The 14,067-nt window shown below is 44.5% G+C and carries 9 protein-coding genes, 1 tRNA gene and 1 CRISPR repeat array; of the genes, 7 read left to right on the top strand and 3 right to left on the bottom strand.

Going from position 1 to position 14,067, the window contains the following annotated elements; all coding sequences use genetic code 11:
- The first annotated feature begins 330 nt into the window (after positions 1-330).
- Both V7K84_RS01725 and V7K84_RS01720 read left to right on the top strand, forming a co-directional pair.
- Positions 331-1,614, top strand: coding sequence for a type IV pilus twitching motility protein PilT (locus V7K84_RS01725; protein ID WP_334835769.1), 1,284 nt, complete (start codon positions 331-333; stop codon positions 1,612-1,614).
- Positions 1,615-1,791: 177 nt separating this feature from the next.
- Complete coding sequence (locus V7K84_RS01720; protein WP_094349010.1) at positions 1,792-2,559, top strand: circadian clock KaiB family protein; 768 nt, start codon at positions 1,792-1,794, stop codon at positions 2,557-2,559.
- 253 nt (positions 2,560-2,812) lie between these two features.
- Positions 2,813-3,418: a CRISPR direct-repeat array (repeat unit 37 nt; unit sequence ATCGCAATCAACTAAAATCCCTATTAGGGATTGAAAC).
- A gap of 106 nt (positions 3,419-3,524) precedes the next feature.
- Here the strand turns inward: V7K84_RS01720 and V7K84_RS01715 are convergent.
- Positions 3,525-3,598, bottom strand: a tRNA-Pro gene (locus tag V7K84_RS01715).
- Positions 3,599-3,734: 136 nt separating this feature from the next.
- On the opposite strand from V7K84_RS01715, the gene lipA reads away from it, so the two are divergent.
- The 5 genes from lipA to V7K84_RS01690 all read left to right on the top strand — a co-directional run bounded on the left by lipA (position 3,735) and on the right by V7K84_RS01690 (position 8,403).
- On the top strand, positions 3,735-4,619 hold the full coding sequence (lipA, locus tag V7K84_RS01710) for a lipoyl synthase (protein ID WP_334835766.1): 885 nt from the start codon (positions 3,735-3,737) through the stop codon (positions 4,617-4,619).
- A gap of 24 nt (positions 4,620-4,643) precedes the next feature.
- Positions 4,644-5,579, top strand: a complete 936-nt coding sequence (locus V7K84_RS01705) for an NAD(P)H-dependent glycerol-3-phosphate dehydrogenase (protein ID WP_334835964.1) — start codon at positions 4,644-4,646, stop codon at positions 5,577-5,579.
- A 29-nt stretch (positions 5,580-5,608) separates the two neighbouring features.
- The gene (locus V7K84_RS01700) at positions 5,609-5,773 is read left to right on the top strand and encodes a hypothetical protein (RefSeq protein ID WP_334835764.1); all 165 of its coding nucleotides are present in this window, start codon (positions 5,609-5,611) and stop codon (positions 5,771-5,773) included.
- A gap of 504 nt (positions 5,774-6,277) precedes the next feature.
- On the top strand, positions 6,278-7,528 hold the full coding sequence (sigC, locus tag V7K84_RS01695; RefSeq protein WP_334835761.1) for an RNA polymerase sigma factor SigC: 1,251 nt from the start codon (positions 6,278-6,280) through the stop codon (positions 7,526-7,528).
- Positions 7,529-7,947: 419 nt separating this feature from the next.
- Complete coding sequence (locus V7K84_RS01690; protein ID WP_012407750.1) at positions 7,948-8,403, top strand: Fur family transcriptional regulator; 456 nt, start codon at positions 7,948-7,950, stop codon at positions 8,401-8,403.
- A gap of 131 nt (positions 8,404-8,534) precedes the next feature.
- Here the strand turns inward: V7K84_RS01690 and V7K84_RS01685 are convergent, their stop codons facing one another.
- Positions 8,535-9,665: a peptidoglycan-binding domain-containing protein gene (locus V7K84_RS01685; protein WP_334835759.1), complete on the bottom strand. Its 1,131-nt coding sequence runs from the start codon at positions 9,663-9,665 to the stop codon at positions 8,535-8,537.
- A 9-nt stretch (positions 9,666-9,674) separates the two neighbouring features.
- Positions 9,675-14,057 (bottom strand): cobaltochelatase subunit CobN, encoded by a 4,383-nt coding sequence (gene cobN / locus V7K84_RS01680; RefSeq protein WP_334835757.1) that lies wholly within the window; start codon positions 14,055-14,057, stop codon positions 9,675-9,677.
- Between the last annotated feature and the right edge of the window lie 10 nt (positions 14,058-14,067).

Raw genomic sequence — 14,067 nt, 5'->3', positions numbered from 1 at the left:
TCATCTAAGTCATGAGAATATTTACTTTAAAATAAAAGCATTAAAAATTACTTTTAAATCCATGTGTATTTACTGAGGTGTTTTAAGTCCTTACGTGTGTTAAACCAGTTTAGATAGGTTAAATAATCTATCTAAATATTCTGAGTAATGAAATTTTAGGAAATAAAAGATACCAATTGAGGTGGATGAAATAGATTGACCGTGGTTCTAGAGTTTCAATCGCCTTCTATCACCGCTAAGGCTTGCAGACAAGCATTCTCCAAAAGTCATCAAAGCAAGTGACTTTACTTCTCGTTAATTCAACTTTTTAACTGCCAAATGTGAAGATATATGACAGAATCACAGTCTCCATTAAATTCTAACTCTGCTGCCGGACGTAATTTGCCACCAATGCCGCCGCCACCACCGCCAACTCCAACCTTTAGTACGCAGCGGCAGATGACACAAACACTCGATATGTCAATGGATAGAGGCACTAATCCGCCTGTTGCAGGTCATCGTCCGGGTAGTCCACCGCCAATACCTAATTCAGCTACCCCTAAAAACAGCAGTGCGGGGCCGACTTTAGAGAAGTTAATCAGGTTAGCTTACGATCAGGGATATTCTGACTTGCACTTGGGTGTAGGTGAAGTACCCCGCTTCCGCAGCCGAGGAGAAATTCAATCAACGGATTATCCAGAAACAGATAAAGAAGCTTTCATGAGTTGGTTGCGGGAGGTGATGAGTGAGGGGGAAATTCAGCGCTTTGAAGAACATTTAGAATTTGACGGAGCAACTCAATATGACTTTGCTCGCGTGCGGATTAATGTTTTTGGCACGCTTAGAGGACCTGCAATGGTCTTGCGGTTGATTCCTCTGAAAATCTTAACTATGGAACAGTTGAATTTACCGCCAATTTTTCGGGATATTTGTCATCACCACAAAGGTTTAATTTTGGTGACTGGGCCCACTGGTTCTGGTAAGTCCACCACAATGGCAGCGATGGTTGACTACATCAACAAGGAGATGGCCAAGCATATCATCACCATTGAAGACCCAATAGAATTTATCCATCAAAGCCGTAAGTCTTTAGTCAAACAACGGGAAGTGGGAATGCATACCCGGAAATTTGACAACGCTTTGAAAGCAGCTTTACGGGAAGATCCAGATTTGATTCTGGTGGGAGAAATGCGGGATAAGGAAACAGTCAACACCGCCCTAAAAGCCGCTCAGACTGGTCACTTAGTCATGGGAACCCTGCACACCAATAGCGCTGTTAAAACCATTGAGCGGATTCTCAATCTCTACTCTGGTGACGAACAGGATGCAATGCGGGTGGCAATTTCCGAGTCTTTAGTGTCAGTAATTGCCCAAGGTTTGTGTCGCACAACTGACGGGAAGCGGGCTGCTTTCCACGATGTGCTGATCAATACTGAGGCTATTAAAGAATGGATCAAAGACGGCAAGTATGATGAAATTGGCGAGTTGATGAAACAAGCTAGCTTTGACGGCATGGTTACGATGAATCAGTCGTTGCTCAATCTCTATCAAGAGGGGCGCATTACTGAAGAGACTGCTTTGGAAATGTCACCAACTCCTAACGAAATGGCACAGTTTCTCCGAGGTCGAGTTTAGGATTGGGGATTGGGGAAGAGGCAGAGGGGCAGGGTGCGGGGGGCAGAGGAGAAAACTCTTCTCCCTGCTCCCTGCTCTCCCAGTAACCAATCCCAAATATCTTTGCGATCCTGGTTGAGGTTATAGCTAAGGTAAAAGGTAAAAGAGAGAATTTTTACTTTTAGTTCCCTAGCCTCTATGAATAACTTGACAACAAATAAACTATCTACGCCCCAGCTGTTTAAAGGCATTGCGCTATTTACACCTGGAGGAGATTTAATTTACTGCATAGACCCTAGCAAGCAAGGTCGATGGCATTTGCATTTGTGCTCGGCTTTGCAAGAAATTCTAGATTTACCAGAGCCGCCACACTTTTTAGTGCCTTGTTATACTGCAACTATTGACAATTGGTTAGATCCGCGCACTCAACAAGTGCGAACTTTTGCTGAAGCTTATCCGGCTGTAATTAGACATCAAGCTTTGCTTAATGCTGTTTTTGGCACAGGAGAATTAGTATGGCAAGCAGCTCCTTGGCAAGAGGGATTGTGCGATCGCATGGTGTTAACAACCTATCGTTCTTCATTTGGGCAGCTTTGGGAGGATCACGATTTAATTGTTCGCTTAGACCTTTCTGAACCTGTACCAAAATATCACCAACCAGTAATAATACAAAAAAAAGAAGCCATCACCCAAGGCTATGTTCTCCGGTTGTTCGTTGCCGGACATAGCAGTTCTACTGAACGCATTCTGCAAAATTTACACGAATTGTTAGAGCGATCGCTCGGACATCCTTATACTCTGAAGGTGATTGATGTTTTAAGTCATCCAGAACAAGCAGAACTAAATCAGGTTTCTGCAACTCCTACCCTTGTCAAGGTTTGGCCTCACCCAATTCGGCGAATCGTTGGAGAGTTGGATCATGTAGAAAAGATTTTACAGATGTTGGCTGCTAAGGAAAAATTTTAAGTAATCAGACTAGTTTTTTTGCCAAGTGCGCGAATGAGTAGGTGTTGATGAAGGGGGAACTACAAAAATGGCTAGATTGACTTATCTGCAATAATTTGAGAGCTTTAGCATCTTGAAACCATCCGCGCACCTGATATAAACTGACTTCCAGTTATTTACAGTTATCACAATTCCCAGTCCTTATGTTATGATTTTCGCATTCGCGCTATTGAACCTTGAAAACCAAATAACACAGGGCTTTCAGACGCCTGCGATCGCAATCAACTAAAATCCCTATTAGGGATTGAAACAGGATCTACACCTTTGAAGATGCAAGCCCCAATTATCGCAATCAACTAAAATCCCTATTAGGGATTGAAACGAGGCCATTAGCCCCCAAGAGTGGGGAGCAATGAAATCGCAATCAACTAAAATCCCTATTAGGGATTGAAACTGACGACGAAAGATTAAACCACGCATCAAGGCGAATCGCAATCAACTAAAATCCCTATTAGGGATTGAAACGGTCTGGAGTCATTGCAAGCCAAGCCTTGTACTTATCGCAATCAACTAAAATCCCTATTAGGGATTGAAACAGCGATCGTCTGGGTTATTCGATTGTTCGACTTTATCGCAATCAACTAAAATCCCTATTAGGGATTGAAACACTGCTAAAATCAATCCTACTTCCAAAGGATCGATCGCAATCAACTAAAATCCCTATTAGGGATTGAAACGGTGCAATGCTTATCTCTCGTGCGTAAGTCTCAAATCGCAATCAACTAAAATCCCTATTAGGGATTGAAACTCAATTAAAGTATTAGGAACCTGGCCACATCGCGGATCGCAATTAGCTAAAATCCCTATTAGGGATTGAAACCTTTAAGTACACGACTTCGGGTGGTACTGCTTAAACCCAAAGAAAGTCAGTTATATTTAAGTTCATAGGAGAGCATTTGACAAATAATTTGTCGCTCTACAAACAATCGGGATGACTGGATTCGAACCAGCGGCCCCTTCGTCCCGAACGAAGTGCGCTACCAAGCTGCGCCACATCCCGCCATAAAAATGGTATTATAAATCAAGAATATCATAATCTGTGCCAAATAGCAGAATTACATCTATATACGATCGCTTCATCAAAGACTTTGCTTGCTAGGATTAAGTTTGTATAACTCTAGTGGTAAAAGCGGATTGTGACTGTAAAACCAGACTGGTTGCGGGTAAAGGCACCTCAGCGCGAACGCATCGGTAACGTTAAAGAAATTTTGCGGGATTTAGCCCTCAATACAGTTTGCGAGGAAGCGTCCTGTCCGAACATTGGTGAATGCTTCAACGCTGGGACTGCTACGTTTTTGATTATGGGCCCGGCTTGTACACGCGCTTGTCCTTACTGCGATATTGATTTTGAGAAAAAACCCAAACCACTAGACCCTACAGAACCTACACGACTAGCGGAAGCTGTTCGCCGCCTGAACCTTAATCATGTAGTAATCACTTCTGTAAATCGAGATGACTTGCTTGATGGTGGTGCATCTCAGTTTATAGCGTGTATTGATGCAGTTAACTCTGTTTCACCCAACACCACAATTGAGGTGCTAATTCCTGACTTATGCGGTAATTGGAATGCTCTAGAGTTAATTCTACAGGCTGCGCCAGAGGTATTAAACCACAATACCGAAACTGTTCCACGCCTATATCGTCGGGTGCGTCCCCAAGGAAACTACGATCGCACATTAGAATTATTGCAACGCACTCGCCAACTTTCTCCTAGCACATACACCAAATCTGGGATTATGGTTGGACTCGGTGAAACTGACGCCGAAATTCGCCAAGTCATGCAAGACTTGCGAACTGTCGATTGCGACATTTTAACCATTGGGCAATATCTCCAACCCAGTCAAAAACACTTGCAAGTAAATGAATTTGTCAATCCAGAACAATTTGCAGCTTGGAAGGCATTCGGCGAAGAAATTGGATTTTTACAAGTTGTTTCTTCTCCATTGACAAGAAGCTCATATCATGCAGAACAAGTCAGGGAATTGATGGAACGTTACCCACGCTCAAAAGTTAGGAGTTAGGAATTAGGAATTATGAGTGAGCAGATGTACTCCAACACAAAACTTTCTGTTGCAATTCTTGGTGCAGGTGCTTGGGGTGCATCTCTGGCAAATCTCGCCGCTGCAAATGGTCATCAGGTGCGCGTGTGGTCGCGTCAACGTTCCGAAAGTCTTCAAGCAGTTTTAAAAGATGTCCAAATAGTCCTGTCCGCTATCTCAATGATTGGTGTGAGAGATGCTGCTTCCCAAGTTGAGTCTTTCCCCCTTTCTCCAGAGACAATTTTTGTGACGGCGACGAAAGGCTTAGATCCCCAAACTACCTGCACGCCGTCGCAAATTTGGCAAACAATATTCCCTAACCATCCAGTGGTTGTTTTGTCTGGGCCTAATTTATCAAAAGAAATTCAAATGGAATTACCAGCAGCCACGGTGGTAGCCAGTAATATTCCCACGGCTGCGGAAGTAGTGCAGTTAGTATTTTCTTCTCATCGTTTCCGGGTATATACGAATCCCGACCCCTTGGGCGTGGAACTGGGGGGAACACTGAAAAATGTGATTGCGATCGCAGCTGGTGTGTGCGATGGTTTACAACTGGGAACCAATGCCAAAGCTGCTTTAGTCACCCGTGGACTTACCGAAATGGTTCGCATCGGCAATAACTGGGGCGCTAAGACGGAAACATTTTATGGGTTATCGGGTCTAGGGGATCTGTTAGCAACGTGCAATAGTCCCTTAAGTCGCAATTACCAAGTCGGCTATCAGCTAGCTGGTGGTAAGTCACTTACAGAAACTCTCGCAAATTTACAAGGAACTGCTGAAGGAGTAAACACTTGCCGAGTTTTGATGCAACGAGCCAAGCAACAAAACATCGCAGTCCCAATTACCGAGCAAGTTTATCGGTTACTTCAAGGCGAAATCACACCCAGACAAGCACTTGATGAACTGATGTTGCGAGATATCAAGCCAGAGTACAACTACTAGTTATAGCTGTAGTCACATAGGTTAAAACAGTGTTGATTGCTCAAAGTCTTGAAACAACTGATTACTCAGCACGGGCTAAACGCCCTGCTACCGCTAACAGCACTCAGCACTTTGCTGTAGTAGTCTGTCAAGTTGAAATTGGCGCTTTAAGACTGACATACAAGACGACGCAGGAATACGGAGAGGGTATTTAATAACTTATTTACATATACTATCTCCGTGTCGAGAGAATTTTTGCCGTTAATGCTAATCACTTCTGCGATATCTATTAGTTCTACTTATACCTGAATAATCCTGAGAAAAAATTGCTAAATCGTCAGGATATTACTTTTGCACCCATGTAAATGTGACTATGCCAATTATAAAGATGACATTCACTGAAGGATGTTTATACTGTGTTACAAAAGTTACTATCAAAAAACCATCAAGGTTGAAATATTAACTAAGTAGTTGAAATATTGCAAACCTAGCTGTGGATTTAAATAGCTATTGGTTTAATCAAAAGTTTAGCAGCCGATTAAGTTCAGTAATCCTGTATCCAATAAAACCCTTACAGTTAATTTCTAAAAAAATTGTAATGGAACGTTCAACCATGTTAGTTCATCGTTAATCGCGGGAACAATAGCAACAGTTGAATAGCTGACCGTAATCTAAGCTGACCGAAATCTATTGTTACCTGGAGCCATTGAGACGATCTTATGCCAGCAACATCTTTTTATGCAGACGCCCCCTACAACACCAAAAAGTCTAGCCAGGCTTTGGACTCGGATCTCACGGTTGATGACAGTGAGTTATCGGTAGATGATTTACAGGAGCTAGAAATTGCTTCTGTTGACAATGCTAACTTTGCTGCTAGCACTAACCGTCGGAGTACAGACCTAGTACGTCTATATCTTCAAGAAATTGGTCGGGTTCGCTTGTTGGGGCGCGATGAAGAGGTTTCAGAAGCTCAAAAAGTCCAGCGTTACTTGCGGATGCGGATAGTACTTGCTAACGCCGCAAAGCTTGGGGATGAAGTGATTACACCCTATCTAAGGTTAGTTGAAGTTCAAGAACGTCTAACCTCGGAGCTAGGACATCGCCCATCTTTGGAAAGATGGGCTGCTACTGCTGATATAGTTTTATCCGATCTTAGGCCAACTTTGGCAAATGGCAAACGTCGCTGGGCTGAAATCGCCAAGTTGACTGTAGAAGAGTTGGAGCAAGTTCAGTCCCAAGGACTCCAAGCAAAAGAACACATGATTAAGGCGAATCTTCGCTTAGTTGTGTCTGTTGCCAAGAAGTATCAAAATCGTGGTTTGGAATTGTTGGATTTAGTCCAAGAAGGTACATTAGGTTTGGAGCGGGCTGTAGAAAAATTTGACCCAACTAAGGGTTATCGCTTCAGTACCTATGCTTACTGGTGGATTCGTCAGGGTATTACACGGGCGATCGCTACTTCTAGTCGCACGATTCGCCTACCGGTTCACATCACCGAAAAGTTAAACAAAATCAAAAAGGCTCAACGCAAAATTGCTCAAGAAAAAGGTCGCACCCCAACTCTAGAAGATTTAGCAACTGAGTTAGAGATGACACCGACCCAAGTACGAGAAGTTTTATTGCGGGTTCCTCGCTCCGTTTCTTTGGAAACCAAAGTAGGTAAGGATAAAGACACTGAGTTAGGCGAATTACTCGAAACTGACAGTGTAACTCCAGAAGAGATGTTAATGCGAGAATCTTTACAAAGAGATTTGCATCATCTTCTGTCAGATTTAACTAGCCGGGAGCGCGATGTAATTCTGATGCGGTTTGGTTTGGCAGATGGTCATCCTTATTCTTTAGCAGAAATTGGCCGCGCTCTTGACTTATCGCGCGAACGAGTCCGCCAAATTGAATCTAAGGCTTTGCAAAAGCTACGTCAACCCAAGCGCCGCAACCTCATCCGCGACTATTTGGAATCTCTAAGTTAGTCATTTGTCATTAGTCATTTGTCATTAGAAAACTACACTTGACAAATGACTAGGGACAAAATGCTGATTTGATCCCTAAGTTAAAAGCCTTTTATAGGCTTACAGCAAATAATTAGCATTAAACTGTATAAAAGTTGTCCCCAATCTTTGCTCAGATATCTTGAAGGTGGGCAGCAACTAAGCAATTCAAATTTAACTTAGGCAAAATTCAACGTCAAGGGATGCAATAGTTACAAGTATCCTAACTATTAGCTGTATGCAAATTAAATGCACTACAGCTTATTACTTGAATTTTGCTCAAGATTTGATGAATTGTTCTTAAATATTTAGTAAGAATTCTCAATAGGCAATGATTGTTGCAAATTGCTCCCAAGATTTGTTATATTCTCAACTAACAAGCTTTGTTGAGAACTATTAGTATGACTGTCTACACAACTACTTCACTCAAGGCAGAACTGAACGAACGAGGCTGGCGATTAACTCCCCAGCGCGAAACAATTTTACACATTTTTCAAGAACTTCCGCAAGGAGAACATCTGAGTGCGGAGGATCTTTATCATCGGCTCGAAACTGATGGTGAAGGGATCAGTCTGTCAACTATTTATCGGACTTTGAAGTTGATGGCAAGGATGGGAATTTTACGGGAACTAGAATTGGGCGAGGGACATAAGCATTATGAGATCAACCAGCCCTATCCCCACCATCACCATCACTTAATTTGTGTTCGATGCAACTCAACTATTGAGTTTAAAAATGACTCGATTTTAAAAATTGGGTCGAAAACTGCTCAAAAAGAAGGTTTTCACCTCTTAGACTGTCAAATGACCATCCATGCAGTGTGCCCCAAGTGCCAACGGGCGCTAATGCCGCTTTAGCGTTTGGGTGGATAAATAAGACGAAACTACTCAAATTAACCAAATAAATGGAATCTGAGCAGTTCGTAATTTGCTGTTACTGGAGGCAAGCAACCAGTTGGGAACTGATACTAACGACACCAAAGCGGATGTTAAAAGCGTCCGCTCTTAAGATCCTTGAGGCTAATGCCGTAGAATTCTTGGGCTTGTTTAATCGCTTTTTTGGTGTCATCTGCCATCACACCATTCAGCTTGCCTTTATAAAAACCGCGCTCTCGTAGTCGGGTTTGAATTTCTAAGGTATTAAATTCGCTTTTGCTAGTAGTATTAACTGAGCTATATAACTTAGCTCGTGTAGTTGGGCCAGCAACACCACTTGCTGCTAAGAAGTTAGCTGCCTGAAATCTCTTCACAGCATCGGCAGTATAGGGGCCATAGTAGCCATTTGGCTCTCCCTCTAAATATCCTGCCTGGATCAATTGTTCTTGAACAATTCTAACTGGCTCACCGCGATCGCCTACACGAAGTTTGTCTCGATTGACTACCTTTTTGGGAGCCTCTTCTCCATCACCGATGCCAACTCCGGGCAATTTACCTAATGTTGCTGGGCCTGCAATTCCATCAACGCTTAATTTGTAAGAATCTTGAAACCGCTTGACAGCTTCTTCGGTAATTGGGCCAAATATTCCTGTGGCGTTTCCGTAATAAAAGCCTGCGACTCTTAACTGTTCTTGCAAAGCTCTGACATCTTCACCTTCATCCCCCTTGGCAAGGTAGTTGGGATTGCGGCGCTGGCTAGTGGCTGAACTAGTAGTGCTGGACTTTTTCGCTTGTGCGCTTACAGCAGCGGTTCTTTGAGCTTGTGTAGCCCTAGTTGTGGGCTTTTTCGCCTGCCAATTTTCTAATTTTTGCAGGGTGCTTGCTCCAACAATGCCGTCCACTGGTAAACCAGCGGCCTTTTGGAAGCGCCGCACAGCTTCTTGTGTGGATGCGTCATATACCTGGCTAACAGAAGATTGGTAAAAACCTGCTGTTTTCAAATTTTGTTGTAGATTTCTGACAGAAGGGCCTCGATCGCCTTTTTCTAGTGCCATGACGCTGCTGACAGCGCCAAGAATAGATAAAGACAGAGCAAGGGGCAACATATACTTCCAAGCCCTACCTGAAAGCCTTTTCCAGTCTGGTGCAGCTGCGTCCTTAAACAAGGAACTGAGGGAGACCAATTCACTGGGTGTGCTGTCTTCGTAGGCGAAAGCTAGGTGCAAATACGCAAGATTCTCCATATTTGTTTCCTACACCATTGATTTTTCTTCGATAACTGCTTCAGCTTGATGTACTAGGTTCCTCAAAGCTTCTAATGTTCCTATATTTACATCCTCCCATAAATTGCGCTTGTGTGCTTCTAATAATTTTTCAGCAATATCACGCAGTGCGTAAGGGTTATTTTGCTGAATAAATTCTACAACAACTGGATCGAGTAAATAAGCATCTACTATGCCCTGATACATATAATCTTCAGCACATTTTGCGGTTGCATCGTAAGCGAATAGATAATCTACTGTCGCCGCCATTTCAAAGGCTCCTTTGTATCCGTGGCGCATCACTCCTGCAATCCATTTGGGATTAACTACGCGAGAACGATACACTCGTGCAATTTCTGCTTTCAGTTGACGAACGCGTGGTTGGGCGGGTATAGAATTATCTCCAAAATAAGTTTGAGGATTTTTCCCCTGTAGAGAACGCACCGCCGCTGTTAAGCCACCCTGAAATTGGTAATAATCATCAGAATCGAGTAGATCGTGTTCGCGGTTGTCTTGATTGTGCAGGACAATTTGCATTTGAGACAAGCGTTGCTCGAAAGCTTCGGTATTGGGCATTGGGGACTGGGAACTAGGAAGAATTTCTCCCCCTCTGCTCCCCTGCTCCCCTGTTCCCCTGCCCCTCTGCTCCCCTGCTCCCCTGCTCCCCTGCTCCCCTGCCAAGTTTTCCGAAGAATAGGCGTAAGAACTCCAGTTAATGTAGGCGCGGGCTAAATCTTCGTCATCTGTCCAGTTTTGCGATTCGATTAAACCCTGGAGTCCGGCACCGTAAGCACCTGGACGAGAACCAAAGATGCGATAGCGCGATCGCACCACGGCTTGTTCTAAAGTTAATCCTTGGCTTGTCCACAAATCCGTTTCTTGGCGAACTGCATCCGCTAGAGGATTTTGTTCTGGCGGTTCATTTAAGTCTGCTACTGCTGATACTGCTCGATCGAATAAGTCAATTAAGTTGGGAAAAGCATCGCGGAAGAATCCCGAAATTCGCAAGGTGACATCTACACGGGGACGCCCCAAAATCGCTAGGGGCAAAATTTCAAAATCTACTACTCGCCGTGCTGCACCATCCCATACAGGCTGGACTCCGAGTAAAGCTAAGGCTTCAGCAATGTCATCACCGCCTGTTCTCATGGTGGCTGTTCCCCACATTGATAAACCTAGTGTTTTGGGATACTCGCCATGTTCTTGAGTGTAATATTCTACGAGGGTTTCAGCGGCTTTTCTGCCGATATCCCAAGCTGTTTCGGTGGGAATGGCGCGAATATCGACAGAATAAAAGTTTCTCCCTGTTGGTAGAACTTCTGGGCGGCCGCGTGTGGGTGCGCCAGATGGAGCGCTGGGGACATATCCGCCATCGAGTCCGTGTAATAAATGGGTGATTTCTTCGGGGGTTTTTTGTAAGGCTGGGAGGAGGCGATCGCGTATCCAGGTAGAGACGCGATTCATTGCGTCTCCCCCCCCAGCACAGACGCGATGAATCGCGTCTCTACAAGAGGTTTGATTTATTAGTTGTTCTACTAAGAGGGCGGCGTGTTCTTCTAGGACTTCGACGATATCACCGAGGGTACGACATTCTGTGCCATTGACTATTGAGTATTCACCGCTAGGCATTGACAAATCGGCTGTGAGGGGATCGAAGTCTAGTCCCCAATCTTGAGCGATCGCACGGGTAATACCTGAAGAATGGCGATTGGGGATGCGAGCGATCGCTACTATTAAATCTCGTAGCTGCCTTCCTTGGGGACATTGCCCAAAAATGTGCAACCCGTCGCGGATTTGGGCTTCTTTTAATTCACATAGATAGCCACCGATGGAATTCAAAATTAAGGATTCAGAATTAAAAATTTCTGTTTCATTTTGGATTCCTAAATCTAGATGGAGATTTTCTTTGATCACCAGTTCGTGGATGCGATCGCGAATCACTGGCAAACGCGAAGGATCTAAACTGTCTGCTTCATAATACTCATCAATCAAATTTTCTAATTGTTGCAAAGAACCGTAGAGTTCCGCGCGAGTCATCGGCGGCGTGAGGTGATCTATAATCACCGCTTGAGCGCGACGTTTGGCTTGGGAACCTTCGCCAGGATCGTTGACAATAAACGGGTACAGATGGGGAAGTGCGCCAAAAGCTACTTCTGGATAACAATTACTCGATAAAGCCACACTTTTACCCGGTAGCCATTCTAGATTTCCGTGTTTTCCCACATGAACTACAGCATCAGCACCAAAAGTTTCTCTAACCCAATAGTAGAAAGCTAAATAATCATGGGTTGGTTCTAAATCCGGTGCATGATAATTCAAACTGGGGTCATTATCATAACCTCTTGCTGGCTGAATTCCCACGAAGATGTTGCCGAGTTGGATTCCGGGAACGGGGATGGAGGCAGAGGGGCGGGGGGGCAGCACTTCGGCTACGCTCAGTGACCGAGGGGCAGAGGGGAATAATTGTTGATTGCTTCCTTGTTCTAAGTTTCCCCACCTTTCGCTAATACCTTGTTGAACTGCTGGCGGTAATGAAGCGAAATATTCTTGGTATTCTTCCCAAGAAACACTTTGGTGTACCGGAAGCGATTCTCTACCTTCTGGATCGTTGGTTACACCATCTGTCAGCCGTTGAATCAACTCGTCTCCTTGAGCAGGTGGATTTTCTACTTCATACCCAGCCTGATGTAAAGCTTGCAGGATTTCTACACAACTAGCTGGGGTGTCGAGTCCCACACCATTGGCGAGGCGGCCATTGCGGTTGGGGTAGTTTGCCAGAATTAGAGCAATTCGACGTTCTTGGGGGGGTTTGGAACGTAGACGCGCCCAATTTGCTGCTAGTTTAGCAACGAACTCGATGCGATCGCTCACTGGTTCATAAATTACCACATCTGTTTCTAAATGGGGATTACGAGTTTGCAAGGCTTTAAAAGACACAGCACGAGTAATAATCCGCCCATCTACTTCTGGTAGCGCCACATTCATCCCAATATCGCGGGGAGAAAGCCCTTGAAACTGTGACTCCCACTGCTCAATCGATCCGCCACTGAGGATTACCTGCAACACAGGCACATCTAATTTTTGCCAAAGTTCGGTTTGGGGTGTTTCGCTTTCCAAGCGTGCTAGAGAAAAACTGGTAGTATTCAGCAGCACAGCGATTGATTCAGCTTCTTTGGGTTGAAAAAATTCACTCAACTCAACTTGCACATCTGGTTCGCGCAATGAAGAAACAAATACTGGCACTGGTTGTAAATTTTTCTGTACCAAAGCTTCGCATAAAGCATCAATGACTTTAGTATTCCCGGCTAAATAATGAGCGCGGTAGAAAAGGATGCCGACTTTGGGGATTGGGGATTGCGAGATTTGAGGTTCTGAGGTGGATGAACGGAGTTCTGAGGTGGATTCATCCAGTTCCGAGGTGGATGAACGGAGTTCTGAAGTGGATTCATCCAGTTCCGAGGTGGATGAACGGAGTTCTGAAGTGGATTCATCCAGTTCCGAGGTGGATGAACGGAGTTCTGAGGTGGATTCATCCAGTTCCGAGGTGGATGAACGGAGTTCTGAGGTGGATTCATCCAGTTCAAAGGTGGATGAACGGAGTTCTGAGGTGGATTCATCCAGTTCAAAGGTGGATGAACGGAGTTCCGAGGTGGATTCATCCAGTTCAAAGGTGGATGAACGGAGTTCCGAGGTGGATTCATCCAGTTCAAAGGTGGATGAACGAGTATCTGAGGTGGATTCATCCGGTTCAAAGGTGGATGAACGAAGTTCTAACTCTCCCCTGCCCCCCTGCTCCCCTGCCCCCCTGCTCCCCTGCCCCCCCAATCCCCACTCATACAATCCCACGCGCGGAATCGGCTGAGGTGGTGGGGGATTATATGCAGTTAATAAGCAACTATCGGAGATAAATTGCAGAGCATTAACGAAATTTTCCACGCCGCCTTCGCTAAAATACTGCCATATTTGGTTAACAATAGCCAAGGGCACGGTAGACTGGGAAATTAAATCGGGATCAAAAGCGTCATCCCCTGGCATTACAATGAGGGTTCTACCATTACGTTGCACAATTTCTTGCACTACTTCTAAGCCATAACCCCAATAAGAACGTCCTCCTAATAGGCGCAAAATAATTACTTGGGCAAGTTCCAAAACTTGCTCTCCATAAGTATCTATGCTTAATTGTTGCTGTAACTGCAATAGGTTGGCGACTCTTAATGCCGGAAAGCTTGGGGGTAATTTTGTCACCGCAGCTGCCAAGGTTTGAATGTCAGTATCAGCAGCCGTAATCAACACGAAAGGCGCGGGAGTTTGTTCTAAAAAAATTAAACCCTCTGACTGATTCCATCCACCCGATGTGCTACTTATACGATGCATAATCCTGTGT

Source organism: Nostoc sp., assembly GCF_036917315.1.
Classification (GTDB): Bacteria; Cyanobacteriota; Cyanobacteriia; order Cyanobacteriales; family Nostocaceae; genus Nostoc.
The sequence above is the reverse complement of the archived record's forward strand: the minus strand, read 5'-3'. Positions and strand labels throughout refer to the sequence as shown.